The sequence below is a fragment of the Streptomyces luomodiensis genome (assembly GCF_031679605.1).
In the GTDB taxonomy this organism is placed as follows: Bacteria; Actinomycetota; Actinomycetes; order Streptomycetales; family Streptomycetaceae; genus Streptomyces; species Streptomyces luomodiensis.
The window spans coordinates 1,993,888-2,013,104 of record NZ_CP117522.1 but is presented as its reverse complement, the minus strand read 5'-3'; the positions used below and the strand labels follow the sequence as shown (position 1 = coordinate 2,013,104).

Sequence of the window (19,217 nt, the reverse complement as noted above, 5' to 3'; positions counted from 1 at the left end):
AGAGCACCCAGGACGGCAAGTGGGCGGCCAACCTGCGGGGCGGCGAAGGCGTTCCACGCCCGTGGGGGCACTTGAACGTTGTAGGTGCCGAAAGGTACGTCCGTACAGGTCATGCGACATGGTGGTACTCGTGGAGGATGCCGCTGAGGCGGTCGCGTCGGCGGACGTCGAGGTGGGCGAGCCTGTTCGGTTGGACGATCGGCGCGGGTAGCGGGCGGAGGGGTGCGGCGCCTTCGAGGGTGCGGTGGGGCCTGTGATGGTTGTCGAACTGCTCGTACTCGCGGAGGGCGTGTAGCAGGTGGGCCTCGTTCCATATGAGGGTGCGGTCGAGGAGCTCGGCCATGCATGACCGTACCCACCGTTCTGTGATGGCGTTCATGCGGGGCATCCGGACGCCGGTCTGGATGACCGGCCGCCCCGGAACCGTCCCGGGCTAAGACCTCTGCCCGGCCTGCCTCAACTGGCCGGTGTGCCGGACCTGCCCGGGACCGACTCCACGGCGTGCGCACCCCGATGGTGACGGCCGCTGTACCGCCTGTATCTCCGCCTGGTGACCGAGGGCCGGGTCTCCTGCTCGGTGGTCCGGGGGCGGTCCTGGTGGTTATGCGGCCTCGGCCGCGCCTACCCGGCGGGGGTCCGCGCAGGCAGCCATCGTGCCCGTGGCGGGGTCCAGGGTGATGCCTTCGAAGTTTCCGGTGAGCGCGTACCAGGGGTTGGTCACCCGGGTCCACAACCGCTCCCGTGCCGCCCACGCGCGAACCTCCCGCAGGACCTGCGGAGCGAAGCCGGCTTCCAGCAGGTTGCCCGGTTCCCAGCCGCGTTCGGGGGAGTGCGGACGGGCGCCGAACCGCGGCGCCTGCACGGATTCCTCGATCGTCATGCCGAAGTCCAGGATGTTCACCAGGTTCTGCAGCACGCAGGAGACCAGCGACACGGACGGCGATCCGGAGACCACCACCGGGCTGCCGTTTCGGAAGATGATGTTCGGGGCGAGGTAGACGCAGGCCCGCTCGCCTGGCTGCGGCATCACCCGTTGGAAGAAGGAGCCGCCGCCGGAGAGCTGGAAGCCTTCGCAGAACAGCCCGTTGACCCAGCCGGAGGCCATGTGGGAGTGGGTCACCGAGGCGATGTTGCCGTTACGGTCCACGACGGAGACGTGGATGGTTCCGGGACTCGGCGGCGGGGCGTCGAGCGGCGGCCGGGAGGACAGCAGCGCCATCCTGGTGCGGGCGTACTGTTTGGACACCAGCAGTGCGAGCCGCTCGCCGTCCCGCTCTCGGCCGTGCTGCCGGGGCGGTGCGTAGTACACCGTGTTGTGCACCTGGAGCAGAAGCTTCAGGCACTCGGGTGAGGCGGAGGGCGGCCCCAGCCGCGCCACGTCCAGCGTCTCCAGCATGTTGAGGGCTTCGACGAGCTGCGCGCCGCCATCGTCCGGCGGCGCGGAGGCGACCACTTCGGCGCCCCGGTAGGTGCCCCTGACCGGTTCCTGCAGGAGCACCTGGTACTCCTCGAAGTCTTTCGGCGTGATGACCCCGCCGTCGGACTGGACGGTTTCGCAGAAGGCGCGGGAGAAGTCGCCCAGGTAGTAGTCCGTGCCTTCGTCGCGCAGCCGTTCCAGGGTGCGGGCGGCCTGCTCCTGCCGGATGACCTGGCCGGGCATCGCCAGGTGCCCGTGGGGGAAGAAGACGTCGCGCATCTGTTCGCAGGCGCCCAGGTTGGCCTGCTGGCCGTACATCACCCCGAACAGGAAGGGGTTGACCTCGAAGCCCTCCCGCGCGGCCGCGATCGCCGGGGCGAGCAGGCGCCGGGTGGGCAGGCTGCCGAACCGGCGGCGGGCCTCGTCGAAGGCCGGCCACCAGCCGGGCACCGGGACGCCCCGGCCGCGCGTCAGGTCGGCCCCGGTGAAGTCGGGCAGCGGCGCCAGCGGTGCGTTGACGTTGCCGTTGAGGTACACGGTGGTGCCGGTGGCCGCATGGTGGTGCAGCATGCTCAGGCCGCCGGTGAGCGACGTCATATGCGGTTCCACCACGAGCTGCGCGGCTGCCGCGGTGAGCGCCGCGTCGCAGGCGTTCCCGCCCTCGCGCAGCACGTCGGCCGCGGCCCGAGCCGCGATCGGGTGCGAGGTCACCGCCAACCCCGAGGTGCCGGTGACGAGGGGTTTGCGCCCGTAGCGGGCCGGTGTCGCGGTATCCAATGAAGGTCCCTTTATCGTGTTTGTCGCGTGTGTCGCGTGTGTGCGGCCGGACGGAGCCGGTGCCGGGCGCCCTCTCGCCCGTCACCGGCTCCGTGGAGCTGCTAGGCGGTGGCCGGGAGCTTGCGCGCCTCGTCGACGGACTTCGGCAGGGCGAAGCCGGCGACCAGCGCGGACAGCAGGCAGAAGAAGGTCATGTACCAGCCGAAGGAGACGTCGGTGCCGGTGAGCCCGTGCAGCCAGGCGGCGAGCAGCGGTGCGGTGCCGCCGAGGAGCGTGGTGCCGACGTTGTAGTTGAGGGCTGAGGCCGTGCCGCGCACATGCGCCGGGAAGCTCATGACGTAGGCGGTGGTCAGCGGTCCGCCGACGATGTTGTTGATCACGGTGAAGACCACCACCGCAACGAAGGCGAGGACTACCGAACCGGACTCGATGGCGAGGAAGGTCGGCACGGTGAAGAGCACGAACACCGAGTAGCCCGCCACCAGCAGGCGCCGGCCGCCGTGCCGGTCGGCCATCCGGCCGCCCCAGATCGCCGCCGGCGCGCCGACGACGTAGGTGAGGATCGCGGCCAGCAGCGCCTGGTCCTCGCCGAAGCCGTTCTGGACGAGCGCGGTGACGAAGTAGCTCTGGATCACGAAGGAGCCGACCCGCTGCCCGGCGCCCAGCCCGATCGCCCGGAGCATGTCCCGCCAGTACCCGCGCACCGCCTCGCGGAACGGTGACTGCTTGACGGTCTCGGCCTTGGCCTGCTCCATCACCTGCCGGAATTCCGGGGTCTCGGTGACGTGCCTGCGGATGTAGAGGGTCACCAGGGACAGCGGTGCCGCCAGGAGGAACAGCACCCGCCAGCCCCAGGCGTTGAAGTCGTGTTCCGGGACGGCCAGGATCATCACGTAGGCGATGGCCGATGCGAGCAGCGGGCCGATCGAGGTCGAGCCCACACACCATCCGGAGAGGTAGTTGCGTCCGCGTTTGTCGCCGTGCTCCAGCAGGAAGTCGGCGGCCGCGGTGTACTCGCCGCTGGCGCCGACGCCCTGGACCACCCGGCACAGGGCGAGCAGGGCCGGCGCGGCGACGCCGATGGCCGAGTAGGTGGGCAGCAGGCCGATGGCCACGGTCCCGATCGACATCAGCGCGATGGTCAGTGTCAGGACGTACTTGCGGCCCTTGATGTCCCCGACGCGCCCCATGAGGGTGCCGCCGATCGGACGGACCGCGTAGGACAGGATCAGGCCCAGATAGGTGGAGATCAGGGCCGTGGTGGAGCCGCCGGCGAAGAACTGCTGGGCGATGACCACCGCGAGGATGCCGTAAAGGGCGTTGTCGTACCATTCGACCGCGTTGCCGAGCATGGCGGACCACAGGATCCGGCGCCACGGGACGGCGGGCGGCCGGGGGCCGCAGGGACCGGGGACGGGTCCGGGGGCGGGTCCGGGGGCGGAGTCACCGGTGGACGGTGCTGCTGCGTGGCTCACCGGACACCTCCTTTCGTGGTGGGAGGCAGAAGAAGAGGCGGAAGAAGAGGGGTGTGGGTCTCGGTCAGGGGGCGGGGCGGGGTGCCGCCCGGCCGGCGGCGCCGGGGGCGGGCGGCGGTGCGGTGGTGCCGTGGTGAGGCGTCCTCGGGGCGGCGTCAGGCGTCTTCGGCGGCCGCGCCGTAGTGCTCGCGCGCCCGCTCGGGAGAGATCACCTGCTCGCGGATGTCGCGCCGCACCTGCTGGGGCGAACGCTCGGCCGGGTCGCCGTAGCCGCCGGCGCCGGCGGTGACGATGCTCACCCGGTCGCCGGGCTGCAGCACGGTATGGCCGTGCACGACCGGCCGGGCGCCGTCGCTGAGTTCGACGCGGGCACTGCTGCCCGGCCGGCCGCCGAACAGGCCCCACGGCCGGGACGTCTGCCGACTGGTGTCCAGCCAGAACTGCACGTCGCACTCCTCGACCCGTACGGTGCGGCGGATGCCCATGCCGCCGCGGTGCCGGCCCGCGCCGCCGGAGTCCTCGACCAGCTCGTAGGCCTCGACGACCAGCGGGTACTCGCTCTCCAGCGACTCCACCGGCAGGTTGGAGGTGTTGGTGACGTGTACCTGTACGCCGTCCAGCCCGTCCTTGGTCGCGCGGGCGCCCGAGCCGCCGCCGATGGTCTCCAGGTAGACGAAGTACTTCCCGGTGCGGGAGTCCTGCCCGGAGAAGTGCACGCCGGTGTTGGCGCCGTTGGCGGCGGCGGTCACCCGCTCGGGCACGGCCGGCGCCAGGGCGCCGTGGACCAGGTCGACGACGCGCTGGCAGGTCTCGGTGCGGCCGTTGACGGCGGCGGGTTCGACGCAGTTGACGATGGAGCCGAGCGGCGCGTCGATGCGGATCGGGCGGTGCAGGCCGGCGTTGGACGGGATGTCCGGGTCGACCAGCGTCTTGACCGCGTAGTAGACGGTGGCGTACAGGGCCGTCCACACCATGTTCACCGAGGCGCGGACCTGGCCGGGGTTGCCGGCGAAGTCGAAGTGCAGCTCGTCGCCGGCGACGGTGACCTTCAGCCGCAGCTCGAGCTCGTCGTCCAGCTCGGGGCAGTCGAACCTGTCGCGGAAGGTGTAGGTGCCGTCGGGCACCTCGGCGATCGCGGCGCGGGTGCGGCGTTCGGTGTAGTCGAGCAGGGCTGCCGCTGTGGCGATCATGGTGTCGCGGCCGTAGCGGTCGGCCAGCTCGGTGTACCGGGAGGTCGCCAGCCGGTTGGCGGCGAGCTGGGCGCGGAAGTCGGCGCGCCGCTCGGCCGGTACCTGGCAGTTGGTGAGGATCAGCTGGAAGACGTCCTCCTGGATCCGGCCGTCGCGGGCGAACCGCACCGGCGGGATGCGCAGGCCCTCTTGGAAGATGTGGGCGTGGCCCCGGTCGCCGAAGTCGGCGTGGTGGGCCAGGTTGGCGGCCCAGGCGGTCAGCAGGCCGTCCACGAACACCGGCGTGATCAGCACCATGTCGGGCAGGTGGGAGCCGCCGCCTGAGTAGGGGTCGTTGCTGATGAAGGTGTCGCCGGGGCGGATCTCCTCGACGGGGAAGCGCTCCAGCACGGCGGAGACGACGCCGATCAGCGAGCCCAGGTGGACCGGGGAGGCCTGCTCGGCTTGGGCCAGCATGCGGCCCTCGGCGTCGAACAGGCCGGCGGTGCAGTCCCGGCGCTCTTTGATGTTGCTGGAGTAGGCGGCGCGCACCAGGGTCTCGCCCATCTCCTCGACGATGGAGGACAGGGCCGAGCCCATGACTTCGACCAGTACGGGGTCCGGCGAGGTGGTGCTCTTGGCGGTGGTGTTCAATGGGGGTTCCTCGGGGGCGGGCCGCAAGGGCGGGTCGGGTCAGTCCGTGGAGTTGGCGGTGTCGGCGATGGCGATGACGAGGTTGGAGTGCTCGTCGACGGTGAGGGTGTCGCCGGGCAGCAGCAGGGTCGTGGTGTCCATCTGCTCCACCACGGCCGGCCCCGCGACGCGGTTCCCGGGACGCAGCCGGCCGCGCCGGTAGATCGGGACGGGGATGAAGCCGCCCAGCTCCGGCAGGTACACCTCGCGGCTGCCGGCCAGTGCCGCGGAGGCGTCCTCGCCGCCCGGTTCCTCGCGCCGCAGCGCGGCCTTGGGGACCGCGCCCACGCCCTGGAGGCGGAAGGTGACGACCTGGACGGGCTCCTCGGGGGAGGAGTAGCCGTACAGGCGCTCGTGCTCGGCGGCGAAGGCGTCCAGGACGCCGCGCACGGCGGCCGCGTCCAGTTCGCCGTCCGGCACCGGCACCGGGATCTCGTAGTTCTGCCCGGCGTAGCGCAGCTCGGCAGTGCGCCGCACGGTCCGGTCGGTCTCGGGGATGCGCTCGTCGTCGAACCAGGCGTGTGCCTCGGCGGCGAGCTCGGCGTACACCTCGCCGAGTTGCCCGGCGAACCGCTCGCCCAGCGGCTGGATGCGGGTACGGGAGAAGTCCGCGCGCACGTCGGTCATGAGCAGGCCGAGGGCGGACTGCGCACCCGGCGTCGGCGGGATCAGCACGGTGCGCATCCCCAGCTCACGGGCGAGGCGGGAGGCGTGCAGCGGGCCGGCGCCGCCGAAAGGCACCAGGGTGTAGTCGCGCGGGTCGTAGCCGCGCTGCACCGAGATGACCCGGATCGCACGGGCCATGTTGGCGGTGACCACGCGCAGGATGCCCTGGGCGGTCTCCTCGGTACCCAGCCCGACGCGGGCCGCGATCCGCTCGACGGCCGCTCGGGCGGCGGCCTCGTCGATCTTCTTGCGGCCGTCCAGCAGGTATGCGGGGTTGAGGACGTGCAGGACCACGTTGGCGTCGGTCACCGACGCCTCCGTGCCCTTGCCGTAACAGGCGGGGCCCGGGTCGGCACCGGCGCTGGCCGGGCCGACCTTGAGGTGCCCGCCGGCGTCGACCCACGTCAGGGAGCCGCCGCCGGCGCCGACGGTGTGGATGTCCAGCATCGGGGTGCGGATCGGCCGGCCGTCCAGCTCCATGCCGGTGGTGACCTTCGGCTGCCCGCCCTGGACCAGGGAGACGTCGGAGGAAGTGCCGCCCATGTCGAAAGTGATGATGTCCGGGTGCCCGGCGGCGGCGCAGATGCCGGCGGCCCCCACCACGCCGGTGCTCGGACCGGACAGCACCATGCGCACCGGCAGTGCCTCGGCTGCCTCGAACGGGATGATCCCGCCGTTGGACTGGGTGACGTGCGGGACCACCGTCAGGCCCTGCTGCGCCAGGCGCCGGCGCAGGCCGGCCAGGTAGTCGGCGACGATCGGGCCGACGTAGGCATTGGTCGCCACCGTGGACAGCCGTTCGTACTCACGGAACTCGGGCAGCACCTGGCTGGAGAGCGACACGTAGGCGCCGGGCAGCTCCTCGGCGAGGATGTCCCCGATCCGCTCCTCGTGCCGCGGATGCAGGAAGCTGTACAGCAGGCAGACCGCGACCGACCGGACATCCTGCTCGCGCAGCACCTTGGCGGCGGCCCGCACGTCCTGCTCGTCCAGGGGGATCTCCACCCGGCCGTCGTGCCGGACCCGCTCGGTGACCTCCAGCCGCAGGTCGCGCGGGGCGAACGGGGCGGGCTTGTCGGCCTGCAGGTCGTACAGACGCGGACGACGGCCGCGGCCGAGCTCGAGCAGGTCACGGAAGCCGCGGGTGGTGATCACGGCGGTTCGCACACCGCGGCCGGTGAGCAGCGCGTTGGTGCCCACGGTGGTGCCGTGGGCGAAGTACGACACCTCGGCCATGGACCTGTCGCCGATCTGCTCCAGGATCTGCCGGACGCCCTCGACGATGGCCAGCCCCGGGTCCTGCGGGGTGCTGGAGACCTTCCGCACGTGCACGGTCCCCGTCCCCTCGTCGTAGGCGACGACGTCGGTGAAGGTGCCTCCCGTGTCGACGCCGATGCGCAGGGTCATACGTTTCCTCCGATGGTGCTCGTGTGAGGGCGGGGGCCGGGGGCCGGCCCGATGCCGGGGGTGCGGGCGGCGGGCCGCGGGGGACGGACGGGACCGACGGGCTCGGCCGGCTCCAGGGGGACGCCGTGGCCGAAGCCGCCGTGTGCCAGGCAGGCGCCGGCGGCCGCCGCTGCCGCCGCGGCCAGACCCGGCCGGGGGTCCTCACCGCCGGCGAGGGCCACCAGCAGTGTGCCGATGAACGCGTCTCCCGCGCCGAGGGTGTCCACCGCCTCCACCGGCTGCGCGGGCTGCCGCCACACGGTGGCGCCGTCGCTCAGCCACGCCCCGTCGCGGCCGCTGGTGACCAGGGACCACTGTGCCCCCCGGGCGGCGGCCTCGGCCAGCAGCTCCCGGACCTCCGCGTCGTCCAGGCCGGTGCCGGAGAACGCGGCGAGATACAGGTGGGGCACCAGATCCGGGGCCCATGGCGCGTCGCGCTGCTGGGAGAAGTCGAACGACACCCGGGTGTGCCGGGCGATCCGCGGGACCTGTTCGATCAGTGAGCCGCTGTAGGCGGTGTGGACGATGTCGTGGGCGGCGAGGGCGGCGATTTCCGGGTCCGTCAGATGGAAGCGGGAGACGCCGTCGGAGGCGCCCTTGAAGACCCGGTCGCCGTCCACCAGGCCGATTTCGGCCCAGGCGTTCGGCCCCGCCGCGGTGCGCACCCCGCCGGTGTCGACGCCCTCCGCGCTCAGTGCCCGGCGCACGGCCCGGCCGGCCTCGTCATCACCGGTCACGCCCAGATAGGCGGCGCGGGCTCCGGCGCGGCGCGCGTACACGGCCGCGTTGACCGCGTTGCCGCCGGGGAACATCGTTCCCAGGTCGGGGTAGCGGTCGACCACGTTGTCGCCGATGCCGATCAGCCGCATCAGTACGCGACCCGGTACATGTAGCGGCGCTGGGCGGTGTTGTGGCCGCGTTCGGCGGCGCAGAAGTCGAGCAGCCGGCGGGAGGCGCTCGCCACGGCGAGCGGGCTGATCAGGCCGCGCTGCTGCGGCGGCACACCGGGCAGGGTGAAGTCCCGCGAGTCCAGCACGGACCAGGTGCGGTAGTAGCGCTCGGCGAAGGCGACCGCCCGTTCGCCCATCGGGCGGGTGGCGTCCTCGCCGACGAGTACCAGCACCGGGTGGTCACCGACGATCTCGAACGGGCCGTGGAAGAAGTCCCCGGCGTTGACCGCCGAGGCGTGCAGCCAGTTCATCTCCTGCAGATAGCAGGCGGCCAGCGCGTTGGCGGCGCCGAAGTTCGGGCCGGCGCCGAGCACGTACACCAGCTCGGCGTCGCGCCACTGCTCGCCCACCCGCTTCCCGAGCGGGGCGACCTCCTGCTTGGCGGCTGTGAGCGCCTCCGGCACGGCGGCCACGGCCCGCCAGGCCTGCTCGGCGTCGGGCAGGGAGCCGGTGGCCTCCAGCAGGGCGAGCGCCATCTGCGTGAAGTGGATGGCCTTGGGTTCGGTGACGGTGATGTCGCTCGGGTAGTCGAAGAGCACGTCGGCCTCATCGGCCAGCGGGCAGTCGCCGCTTCGGGCGATGCCGGCCACGGTCGCGCCTGCCTTCTTCGCCACCCGCACGGCCTCCAGCGTCTCGGGTGTGGCACCCGAGTGCGACGAGGCGACGACCAGGGAGGTCCGGTCGAGTCCGGCCAGCGGGCGGTGGACCAGCTCAGCGGCGGTCATCCGGTGCGAGACCACCGTGCCCTCACTGCTCTCCATGAGGTCCTGGGCAGGGAAGGTCGAGTAGAACGAGCCGCCGCAGCCTACGAAGTACACCGTCCGCAGCCCCTTCCCGACCAGGCGGGCGGCCAGTTCGCGGGCCTTGCCGGCCTGAGCGACGGTGTGCTCAAGGGTGGGGGTGAGGTCGTCGGACAGCGGGATCGGGTCGACGGCGACGTCCAGCATTCGGGGTCTCCTCCGCGCGAAACGGGGTCGTGCACGGCCCGTGGCGTCAGACGCACCACGGACGGGCGATGATGTGCCGGTGAACTTGCTGAGAAGGTTCTCAGTCAGGTGATGAGAACCTTCTCAGCGGGCCTAGACTGTGTCAAGAGGTCGGTTGCGGACTACCTCGGGAGCCGTATCCCGAGGCGGCGTCCACGAGATCGACCTCCCGGAGAGAAGGAGGCACTCACGTGCAGAGCAAGGGGCGGACCGGCGGGCCGCCGAGCATCGTCGAAGTCGCTCGGGCCGCAGGCGTCTCCACGGCCACGGCCGGCCGGGTCCTCGGCGGCTACGGGCAATCCAGCGCGGCCTCCCGGGTGAAAGTGGAGGAGGCCGCGAGGCGGCTCGGCTACCGGCCCAACGGGCTCGCCCGCAGCCTCATCCACGGCTCGACCCAGACCATCGGCGTCATCGTCACCGACGTCGGCAACTCCTTCTTCGCCCAAGCGGTCCGGGGCATCGCCGACGTGGTGCGGGCCGGAGGCTTCGAGATCCTCCTCGCCAACACCGACTCCGACCCCGACGCCGAGCAACGCGCCATCCAGGTCATGTGGGAGAAACGGGTCGACGGCGTGATCATCGCTCCCGAGGGAGCGGACAGCGCCGAACGACTGCGCACCCTGGTCGACGGCGGCCTCCCGGTCGTCCTCCTGGACCGCCCGCTGACGGCCCTGCCCCAGGTCGACCAGGTCATCGTCAACAACACCGCCTGCGCCCGCGGCGCCGTCAACCACCTGATCAGCCTGGGCCACCAGCGCATCGCGGTGATCAGCGAGGCCTCACGCGACTTCTCCCGGCTGCTCGACCAATCCGCGGACGGCGACGGCGAGCGGCCCAGCGCCGCCCGGCTCACCGGGTATCTCTCCGCACTCCAGCGCGCCGGCATCCAGCCGGACCCCGGCCTCGCGGTGCACTCGCCCTACGACCGGGCCGCCGCCGAGCGGGCCACCACCCGCCTGCTGCGCCGCGACCCGTCCGTCACCGCCCTTTTCTGCACGGACAACATCCTCACCTCAGGCGCCCTCGCCGCGGTGCAGCGCAGCGGCCGAGCCTGCCCCGAGGAGATCTCCCTGGTCGGCTTCGACGACCAGGACTGGACAACCCTGGTACGTCCGCAGCTCACCGTGGTCCGCCAGCCGCACCGCGAACTCGGCGCGGCCGCCGCGGAACAACTGCTCGCCCGCCTGCACGCCCGCCGCACGGGCGAGGGCCCGGCCGACGGCGAGGCCGTGCACCTGCGGCTGCAGGCCAAGCTGGTCCGCAGAGCCTCGACCGCCCCCGTCGTAACGAACGGGACGTGACAGCCGCGGACAGGACCTGAGCCAGACCTAAGCCGGCGCGGACAGGGAAGGGAGCGGGTGGAACATGCTGCGGTGCGTGGTGATCGGCAGCGGGATCGTAGGGGCGGCCCTGGCCGACCGGCTGGCCGGAGAAAAAGCGGAGGTGGTCCTGCTGGAGCAGGGCCGACCCGGCCAGGCCACCAGCAGATGGAGTCTCGCCTGGCTCAACGCCGCCGCCAAGACCCCGCATGCCTACCACCGGCTCAACGCCGACGGCATGCGCGCCTGGGCCCGCCTCGCCACCGGGCTGAACGGCGCCACCTGGTACCGGCCGGTGGGAAACCTGCGGGTCGCCGACGCCGGACGGCGGGAACAACTGGAGGCCACCGTGGCTCGGGCCCGCGCATGGGGCTACGCGGCGCACCTGGTCGACCGGGAAGAAGCGGCCCGGATCGAGCCCACTGTGCGCCTGCCGGACACCGCATCGCGGAACCTGTGCCTTGCCTGGTTCCCGCAGGAGGGCTACCTGCTGACCGAGCCACTGGTGGAGCAGCTGGTGGCGCGGGCCCGCCAACGCGGGGCGAGCGTGCGCACCGGCGAGGCCGGCCGGGTCACCGGGATCGAACGCGTCGCCGGCCGGGTCACCGCGGTGCGCACCGCTGACGGTGAGCGGATCCCCGCCGACACGGTCGTCTGCTGCGCCGGGCGCTGGACCTCCGAGGTCGCCGCCATGGCAGGGATCCGCGTCCCGATGGTCGATCCCACGCCGCCGGGCTCGACCGCGCCGGGGTTCGTGGCACGGGTCGGTCCGGTCGAGCCTTCGCCGACACGGGTTCTGCACACCCCTGGTGTGAACCTGCGCCCCCACGGCCCCCGCACCGTGCACCTGGAAGCCGGCGACATGACAGCGGATCTGCACACTCCCGAAACCCACCTGCGGGACCTGGCGCACACGCTGCTGGACCGAGCCCGACAGCTCCTGCCGGGCCTGAGCCAGGCCCGCGTGCAGGAGTACCGGGTGTGCGTGCGGCCGATGCCGGCCGACGGGATGCCCGTCGTCGGAACCGTGGAGGCTGTTCCCGGCCTGTACATCGTGGTGACCCACAGCGGCGTCACCCTTGCCGCGCGGCTCGCCGAACTCGTCACACGCGAGTTGTTGGAAGACATCCGGCTGCCGCAGCTCGAGCCCTACAGGATCGAGCGCTTCACCGCCACGTCGCCCCAATAGCCCGCACGGTGGCGCGGGCGCCGAAACCCTGGCAAAGCACCCGCGGCCGGCCCGGCCGGCCTGCGTCGCTGACCGGGTGTGGCGTGCTGCCCGCGGACCACTTCCCGGGTTACCGGGACCCGGGCGCTCGCGGCGGCCGGCGACGGTGGCGGCCCGGCGAACCTTCGGCGCGGCCGACCGCTCACCGCTCTCCACGGCCCGTACGGCGGCGGCCGGCGCCTCGGCCGCACGACCTCCATCCGGCTCAGCGGTTCGTTGTGCGCGGACTCCGGCAGGGCACGGTGGAAGGCCAGGTCCGCCTCGACGATCGCGTCCGCCTCCGAGCCGGCCGCGGCCATGTCGTCGAGCGCCTGCCGCATCGCATCCAGGTCGGAGGCGGTGAATCAAGGGGGAGCTCGCCCGGCTGGGCCAGAGGATCGGCGCCTCCACGGTCTGGACAACCTTGACCGCCCGACCGCACAGTGGGCGGCGCAGCAGGCCCGAAACCTCGCTCTTGAGGCGGGCCTGCGCCGCGAGTCGTTGGCGACGCGTTTCTGAACGGCACAGGGTGCCGACGCGTCAACCGCTCCTGGGAGAAGGTCAATCCAGGACGTCAGGTTCCTGCTCGAACACGAGCTCCGCGAGCAGCCGGAAGCTGTGCCGGGCCATATTCGCGTTACCGAACTGGCGGTGAGCCAAGGTGGCTTCCTCGTCGGTCATGACGCGCACATCACCGGCGGCCTCGGCCATGAGCTGCATCTGGCACGCACGATCCATCGTGATGAACCACCACGCCGCCTCCTCGACCGTGCGTCCGACGGTGAGCAGTCCGTGGTGCCGAAGAATGGCGGCCCGGCGGCTGCCGAGCCTGGCCGCGATGCGCTCGCCCTCGTCCCGCTCGAGAACGAGCCCCTTGTACTCATCGAACAGGACATGATCGTTGTAGAAGGCGCAGGACTCCTGAATGATCGGGTCCAGCGTCCGGCTGAGTGCCGACCAGGCGCGTCCGTGCAGTGAGTGCGCGTGAGCGACCGCGGTCACGTCCGGGCGCGCCTCGTGGATGGTGGAGTGGATGGAGAAGGCCGCCTTGTTCGTGCGCCTGCTTCCGTGCACGACCTTGCCCTGACCGTCGAGCAGCAGCAGATCGCTGACCCGGATCCGCGAGAAGTGAACGGCGTAGGGGTTGACCCAGAAGTGGTCTGACAGTTCCGGATCCCGCGCCGTGATGTGGCCCGCGATCCCCTCGTCGAACCCATACCGGGCGAAGATCCGGAACGCGGCTGCCAGCTGGCGCTTGCGGTGTTCACGCTCAGCTTCCATGGAACTGTGCTGTTCGGGCAGAGCCTCCAGGTCAAGCAGCCCCGGTTCGTCCGCCACCGCAGCGGCCTCGGAATGATTCATGATCGTCTCCTGTCGCCGAGGAAGTTGACCTGCCTGGCGAAGAATTTCGCCTGACAGGCGAATGCCTGTCAACCCTCAGGGTCAATAAATTGACCTGTAGGGCATAATCCGAGGGGTGATGGAGGCCACCGAGACCGAGAAGCTGATCGCCGAGCGCCTGTCCGGGGCGCGACGCCGCACGGGCTGGACTCTCGCCGAAGTGGCCCCGGCCGTGGGGGTGTCCGTGACCCACTTGTCGCGGCTGGAGAGGGGCGACCGCCAGCCCTCCATCGGAGTTCTCATTCAGCTGGCCCGCATGTACGGCACGTCCGTCGGGCAACTCGTCGGGGAAGAGCCAGAATCCGCCTGCCGCATCTTCAGGAGAGGCGCAGCTACGCCGATCGAGGGCCCCGACGGCCGATATCGATACGCGGCGGTGAGCGGGACCTCAGGCCCCAACATGCTCGAGGCGATCTGCCTGGAGCTGTCCGGCCGTTCCCCAACGGGCCGTGCCGCAGAGCACCCCGGAGAGGAGTGGCTGTTCGTGCACTCGGGAGATGTACGTCTTGAGGTTGCATCCGCAACGTATGACCTCGCGCCCGGAGACGCCGCGCATTTCGATGCCCGTCAGCCGCACCTGCTCCACAACGCCGGGCCGAACGCCGCGACCGTCTTCGTCATCACAGTCCCCTCTCCCGCAGGCCAGGGAAGCTGGCATCGGTAAGCGCTAGGAATCGAAGGCTGCCGCGTACCCGGTGATCAACTCAGCTCGCCGAATACGCCGGCCGCTTCGCCCGCCGCATCGCGGCGGGCGGGCTCTCGGCGAGCGCGGGGAGGACGTCGACGGTCTCATGGACGGAGCGGCACGCGGTTTCCGGGCCGATGCCGAACCCGGCGGCGAGCCGGGTGTCGGTGTCGCCGCAGCGTAGAGGGGCGAGAGCGGGGAGGGCCTGCCGTCCCGGCGTCAGGCGCCGCCGACGGCTGCCGATCCGCTGCCGGTGGACGGCGCGTTGGCGGCCACCGTCAGGACGGAGGGCTCAGTCCGCGCCCTAACCGAGCCGCGCGCCGAGTTCGGTGGCGGCGGCGACGACAGCACCGCTGAGGAGGGCGAGTTTGGCGTCGGCCCGCCTCGCCGGGCCGGATACGGACAGCGCACCGCAGGCCACGCCCTGCCGGTTCCGTACCGGGGCGGCCACCGCGCAGAGGTCCGATTCGCTTTCCTCCATGTTGGTGGCGTAGCCGGTCTCCCTTACCTTCTCGAGCTCGGCCTCGAGCGCCCGGCGGGTGCTCACCGCGCGCTCGGTTCCGCCTCGCAGCCGCGCGCTCGGATAGCGGCGCCGCAACTCTTCCCGGGAAAGCTCGGCGAGCAGCACTTTCCCCGCGGCAGACGCGTGCGCCGGGCCTCGCTGCCCGATACGCATCCCGGCACGGATGACCTGCTGGCTCTCCACACCTTCGACGAAGACGGTCTCCGTGCCTTCCAGTACGAGCAGATGCGCGGTTTCGGAGGTGTCTTCGACGAGCTTTTCCAGCACGGGACGCGCTTCGTCGCGGAGGGCGACGGCCCCCATCACGGCGATGCCGAGCCTGGCCAGGGCGGGCCCAGGTCCGTAGCCCTTGGTCCGGGCGTCCTGGCGGAGCAGGTCGCGGGCCTGCAGGGTGGTCAGCATCCGATGAGCGGTCGACCTGGCCACTCCGAGCTCGGCGGACACGTCGGCAACTCGCAACGACGGGTTGTCCACCAGCATCAGCAGGATCCGCGCGGCGTTGTCGATCGATTCCACCGGGTAGGCGGCCGGCACTGCCACAACCCCTCCATCTCGCCGTCGTCACTGCGGCGCGGCTGTTCTGGTGATCGGAATTGGATTTCGCTAGCCAGAATAACCGCAGTCCCCCCTCGACGTCTCGGCGGATCTCGCGAATCGCTCCGCGGCCGTGTTGGTGGTGCGTCACGGCGCCGGCGCCTCCGGCGCGCTGTGTTCTGCTGGGCAGAGCACCTGCCGTTCAGAAGAACATCGCTGTTGACCAGTTACTGGGGCGGGGCTACTCTCCAGAACATGATCTGCCTTGCAGAACGCTGCCTCGAAGGAGCGCCGTGACGACTCCATCGCCGTCCATCGCGGAACTCGGCCATGTCGGCCTGCGCTGTCACGACGTGAGCAGGCAACTCGCCTTCTACACCGAAGTCCTCGGACTGACGGTCACCGATCACGACGAGCGGCTGGGCGTCTGGTTCCTGTCCGCCCGGCCGGACACCGAACATCACGAACTGCTCCTGGCCGGGGGGCGGGACGCGCCGGTCGGCGTCAAACTCATCCAGCAGGTGTCGTTCCGGTGCGCGCGCTTCGAGGACGTCCTCGGCTTCCATCGGCGTTTCCGGGAGCACGACGTCCGGCTCGACATGATCGTCTCGCACGGCAATGCCGTCGGCGTCTACTTCTACGACCCGGAGGGCAACCGGTGTGAGGTCTACTGGCAGACCGGGTTCGTGGCACGACAGCCCTTCGTCGAGCACATCGACATCGAGACCGATCCTGAGGAGCTTCTGGACGCCATCCGGGCTTCGGTCGAGCGCCACGGCGCGACGGGTTTCACCGAGGACAGTTATCGCGCCTGGACGCGCGAACAAGCGATGCCGGCCGATGGCGCCGCGGCCAAGGAGGTAAGGCAGTGAAGTTCGTTCGCTACGCGGACGGGCCGTCCTCACGCGTCGGCGTGGTCGACGGCGACCTGGTCCGGGTCGTCGACGGTCCGGCAGACCTGCTGCCTCTCATCGAGGCCGGCGAGGCCGAGTTGCTCGCGGCTGGACGGACCGCGCTGCGGCGCGGCGCGACCGTGCCGCTGCCGGACATCGTTCCGCTGTCGCCGATCGCGACGCCTCCGACCGTCCGCGACTTCTACGCCTTCGAACAGCATGTCCGGGCAGGGCGCGCCTGGCGGGGCCTGGAGATGGAACCGGACTGGTACGAGCTGCCCGTCTTCTACTTCTCCAACCCCTACGCCGTGATGGGCTGCGGGCCGGTGCCGATGACGCCGGGTACGGAGCGTTTCGACTTCGAACTGGAGGTCGCCGCGGTGGTGGGGTGCGGCGGCCGCGACCTGACCGCCAAGGACGCCGAAGGCGCCATCGCCGGTTACTGTGTGCTCAACGACTGGAGCGGCCGGGACGTGCAGCAGCGCGAGATGAAGCTGTCGATGGGGCCGGTGAAGGGCAAGGACACCGCGACGAGCCTCGGCCCGTACTTCGTGACCCCGGACGAGATCGCCGACTTCCGCGAGGGCAACGGATACCGTCTCGAAATGACCTGCACGGTCAACGGTGCCCCCTACTCCCGCGCCCTGTGGTCGGACATCCACTGGTCGTTCGGCGAGATGATCGCCTACGCCTCCCGTGGCGCCGAAGTGAGGCCGGGCGATGTGATCGGCTCCGGCACCTGCGGCACCGGCTGCATCCTGGAGCTCTCCCGCACTCACGACTCGGCGACCTACCCCTGGTTGCGGCCGGGCGATGAGGTCGTCGCGGCGATCGAAGGTCTCGGCGAGTTGCGTAACACCGTCACCGAGGCGGCGCCGGTCATTCCGTTGCGAACCCGGGGCGCGACAGGGCAGGAGGACGGAACACCACCGCGACGCACCGACGGAGCCGCGCGCTGATGGACGCTCCCGTACCGGCGGAGGACCCGGCCAAGCTTCGGGCCGCGTTGCTGCGTGCCATGCCGATGTCCCGGATGCTCGATTACGGCATGGACCACGGGGACGCCGTCCACCTGGCCAACGCGCCCGTCTCACAACCGTGGCACGACGTCGCGACGCGCCTGGCCGAGGCGCAGTTGACCCGCGCGGAGGCGGCCGCCGACCGCGGTGATGTCGAGACCGCGGTCGCGTGCTATCGCCGGGCAACGGCCTCCCTGATCTTCGCGCAGATGGCCTTCAACACCGACCACCCGGCCAAACGCGCGCTCTACGTCCGGCTCACCCGGGCCTACCAGGCCGCGGCCGAGCTCGACACCGAGTTGCGCGTGGAACGGCTGTCGATCCCGTTCCGGCAGAGCCACTGCACCGCCTGGTTCGTCAGCCGCTCCGGCGATCGCCCCGGCCCCACGGTGGTCATCGTCGGCGGGCAGAGCGGTTGGGGCCCGGCCTTTCATCAGCAGGCCGAAGCCCTGGCCCGGCGGGGACTGTCCGCTGTCCTGCTCGAGGCACCCGGCCAGGGCGATACGCGCATGGCCGGCGGACTCCACCTCGACGGGAACGTCGACCGAGCCTTCAGCGCTGCCCTCGACGCCGTGCGTGCCCGTACCGGCTACGACGGCCGGTACGGGGTGTGGGGAAACAGCTTCGGTGGACTGCTCGCCGCCCGTGCCGCGGTGCACGACAGCCGTTTCGGCGCGTGCTGCGTCAACGGGGCCACCGCCAAGCCGGAGCCACTGCCGTTCCGGACCGCACGCGAACAATCGCGGGCGCTCCTGGGCGTCGGCACCGACTACGAAGCCGCGGCCGTCTTCCGCACCCTGTGGCTGGACCCGGCGGTCGAGCACACGAGCGCCGCGATGCTCGTGCTGCACGGCGGCAACGACCCGCTGGTCAGCCTCGATCAGCAGAAGGTGTTCCTCGAGCTGTCGGCGCATCCCACCCTGCGGGTTTGGGACGACGGCGACCACACCATGTACAACCACTCGGCCGAGCGCACGGAGTTTGTCTGTGACTGGTTCCGTGCCCAGCTCGGCCGCGCGTGACCCAAACCACCACACATCCTGACTCCCAACAGCTGACAAGATCATTGAGGTGACCGTGAAAGCAATGACACTCCCGCGTTACGGCGGCGCGGACGACCTGGAGCTCACCGACCAGCCGACACCGGCGGTCGCGCCCGGGGAGTTCCTGGTCCGGGTCAAGGCGGCCGGAGTGAACCCGGGCGACGAAAAGATCGCCGTCGGCACTCTCGACGGCATCATGGTGACCCACTTCCCCCTCATCCCGGGCTTCGAGATGTCCGGCGTCGTCGAGGCTCGCGGTTTCGGCGCCACCGAGTTCGAGATCGGCGACGAGGTGATCGGCTTCGTCGTCAAGGACTGGGCGCAGAACGGTACCTACGCCGAACTGGTTTCAGCCCCGGCCCGCACTCTGGCACGCAAGCCGGCGTCCCTCGACTGGCTGCGTTCGGCGTGTCTGCCGCTGAACGGACTGACGGCTTACCAGGCCATCAAACGTATCGACATCGGCGAGAGCGACACCGTCCTGATCCACGGGGCCGCCGGTGGGGTCGGTACGCTCGCCGTGCAGATCGCCGCCACCCGGGGCGCACACGTCATCGGCACCGCCAGCGAGCGCAACCACGACTACCTGCGTGAACTCGGCGCCACACCGATCACTTACGGAGAAGGACTGGCCGAGCGGGTGCGCGAGCTCGCGCCGGAGGGCGTCGACGCGGCGCTCGACTTCTACGGCGGGGACGCGGTGGCCGTCTCGCGGAAGGTCGTGAAGGATCCCGCGCGGGTCGCCTCCGTGGCCGACATCACCGCGCCCGAACAGGGTGCCCAATTGGTGTGGGCACGCCCGAACGCCGACGAGCTGACGGAGGTGGCCGCGCTCGCCGAGGCAGGGAAGCTGTCCGTCCCCGTGAATCGCTCCTTCCCGCTGGAGCAGGCCGCCGACGCCTGGCGGATGCTCCACGCGGACAGCCGCGCCCGTGGCCGGATCGTACTGGACACCGACGCCGCCTGAGGTGGTCTTCCGGCACGTACAACGCACCGGTGTAAGCGAAGGGTTGG

At 71.1% G+C, this 19,217-nt stretch carries 18 protein-coding genes; 7 read left to right on the top strand and 11 right to left on the bottom strand.

All coding sequences use genetic code 11. From position 1 onward, the window contains the following. Window positions 1-109: 109 nt before the first annotated feature. From PS467_RS08460 to PS467_RS08430, 7 genes are all read right to left on the bottom strand, one after another. Complete coding sequence (locus PS467_RS08460) at window positions 110-388, bottom strand: hypothetical protein (protein WP_432280552.1); 279 nt, start codon at window positions 386-388, stop codon at window positions 110-112. Window positions 389-601: 213 nt separating this feature from the next. After that, window positions 602-2,194, bottom strand: a complete 1,593-nt coding sequence (locus tag PS467_RS08455) for a gamma-glutamyltransferase (protein ID WP_311034730.1) — start codon at window positions 2,192-2,194, stop codon at window positions 602-604. A 101-nt stretch (window positions 2,195-2,295) separates the two neighbouring features. Then, the gene (locus tag PS467_RS08450) at window positions 2,296-3,669 is read right to left on the bottom strand and encodes an MFS transporter (RefSeq protein ID WP_311034729.1); all 1,374 of its coding nucleotides are present in this window, start codon (window positions 3,667-3,669) and stop codon (window positions 2,296-2,298) included. 155 nt (window positions 3,670-3,824) lie between these two features. Beyond that, on the bottom strand, window positions 3,825-5,492 hold the full coding sequence (locus PS467_RS08445) for a hydantoinase B/oxoprolinase family protein (RefSeq protein ID WP_311034728.1): 1,668 nt from the start codon (window positions 5,490-5,492) through the stop codon (window positions 3,825-3,827). 39 nt (window positions 5,493-5,531) lie between these two features. Continuing rightward, window positions 5,532-7,604, bottom strand: a complete 2,073-nt coding sequence (locus PS467_RS08440; RefSeq protein WP_311034727.1) for a hydantoinase/oxoprolinase family protein — start codon at window positions 7,602-7,604, stop codon at window positions 5,532-5,534. Then, window positions 7,601-8,512: a PfkB family carbohydrate kinase gene (locus PS467_RS08435; RefSeq protein ID WP_311034726.1), complete on the bottom strand. Its 912-nt coding sequence runs from the start codon at window positions 8,510-8,512 to the stop codon at window positions 7,601-7,603. Before PS467_RS08435 ends, PS467_RS08440 begins: the two co-directional genes overlap by 4 nt. Next, window positions 8,512-9,540, bottom strand: coding sequence for an SIS domain-containing protein (locus PS467_RS08430; RefSeq protein WP_311034725.1), 1,029 nt, complete (start codon window positions 9,538-9,540; stop codon window positions 8,512-8,514). The genes PS467_RS08435 and PS467_RS08430 overlap by 1 nt, the downstream gene beginning before the upstream one ends. A 230-nt stretch (window positions 9,541-9,770) precedes the next feature. Here PS467_RS08430 and PS467_RS08425 point away from each other — a divergent pair, with 230 nt between their 5' ends. Beyond that, complete coding sequence (locus tag PS467_RS08425; RefSeq protein WP_311034724.1) at window positions 9,771-10,880, top strand: LacI family DNA-binding transcriptional regulator; 1,110 nt, start codon at window positions 9,771-9,773, stop codon at window positions 10,878-10,880. Between the two features lie 64 nt (window positions 10,881-10,944). Next, window positions 10,945-12,087, top strand: coding sequence for an NAD(P)/FAD-dependent oxidoreductase (locus PS467_RS08420; RefSeq protein WP_311034723.1), 1,143 nt, complete (start codon window positions 10,945-10,947; stop codon window positions 12,085-12,087). Here the strand turns inward: PS467_RS08420 and PS467_RS08415 are convergent. After that, window positions 12,048-12,455: an FCD domain-containing protein gene (locus PS467_RS08415; protein WP_311039791.1), complete on the bottom strand. Its 408-nt coding sequence runs from the start codon at window positions 12,453-12,455 to the stop codon at window positions 12,048-12,050. The two genes, PS467_RS08420 and PS467_RS08415, sit on opposite strands and share 40 nt — an antisense overlap. 211 nt (window positions 12,456-12,666) lie before the next feature. Beyond that, a complete protein-coding gene (locus tag PS467_RS08410; RefSeq protein ID WP_311034722.1) occupies window positions 12,667-13,539 on the bottom strand; it encodes a class II aldolase/adducin family protein in 873 nt (290 codons plus the stop codon). A 46-nt stretch (window positions 13,540-13,585) separates the two neighbouring features. Here PS467_RS08410 and PS467_RS08405 point away from each other — a divergent pair, with 46 nt between their 5' ends. Then, window positions 13,586-14,170 carry a helix-turn-helix domain-containing protein gene (locus tag PS467_RS08405; protein WP_311039790.1) on the top strand — a complete coding sequence of 195 codons (585 nt, stop codon included), beginning with the start codon at window positions 13,586-13,588 and terminating at the stop codon, window positions 14,168-14,170. A gap of 40 nt (window positions 14,171-14,210) precedes the next feature. Here the strand turns inward: PS467_RS08405 and PS467_RS08400 are convergent, their stop codons facing one another. Then, the gene (locus tag PS467_RS08400; protein WP_432280726.1) at window positions 14,211-14,414 is read right to left on the bottom strand and encodes a helix-turn-helix domain-containing protein; all 204 of its coding nucleotides are present in this window, start codon (window positions 14,412-14,414) and stop codon (window positions 14,211-14,213) included. Between the two features lie 81 nt (window positions 14,415-14,495). Continuing rightward, window positions 14,496-15,254 (bottom strand): IclR family transcriptional regulator, encoded by a 759-nt coding sequence (locus PS467_RS08395; RefSeq protein WP_311034721.1) that lies wholly within the window; start codon window positions 15,252-15,254, stop codon window positions 14,496-14,498. 287 nt (window positions 15,255-15,541) lie between these two features. Here PS467_RS08395 and PS467_RS08390 point away from each other — a divergent pair, with 287 nt between their 5' ends. The 4 genes from PS467_RS08390 to PS467_RS08375 are packed head-to-tail and all read left to right on the top strand — an operon-like array spanning window position 15,542 to window position 19,170. Beyond that, window positions 15,542-16,120 (top strand): VOC family protein, encoded by a 579-nt coding sequence (locus tag PS467_RS08390; protein ID WP_311034720.1) that lies wholly within the window; start codon window positions 15,542-15,544, stop codon window positions 16,118-16,120. Continuing rightward, a complete protein-coding gene (locus tag PS467_RS08385; protein ID WP_311034719.1) occupies window positions 16,117-17,100 on the top strand; it encodes a fumarylacetoacetate hydrolase family protein in 984 nt (327 codons plus the stop codon). The genes PS467_RS08390 and PS467_RS08385 overlap by 4 nt, the downstream gene beginning before the upstream one ends. Then, entirely contained in the window at window positions 17,100-18,182 is a 1,083-nt protein-coding gene (locus PS467_RS08380; protein ID WP_311034718.1) for an alpha/beta hydrolase, read from the top strand. The genes PS467_RS08385 and PS467_RS08380 overlap by 1 nt, the downstream gene beginning before the upstream one ends. A gap of 55 nt (window positions 18,183-18,237) precedes the next feature. Beyond that, complete coding sequence (locus PS467_RS08375) at window positions 18,238-19,170, top strand: NADP-dependent oxidoreductase (protein ID WP_311039789.1); 933 nt, start codon at window positions 18,238-18,240, stop codon at window positions 19,168-19,170. Window positions 19,171-19,217 lie beyond the last annotated feature (47 nt).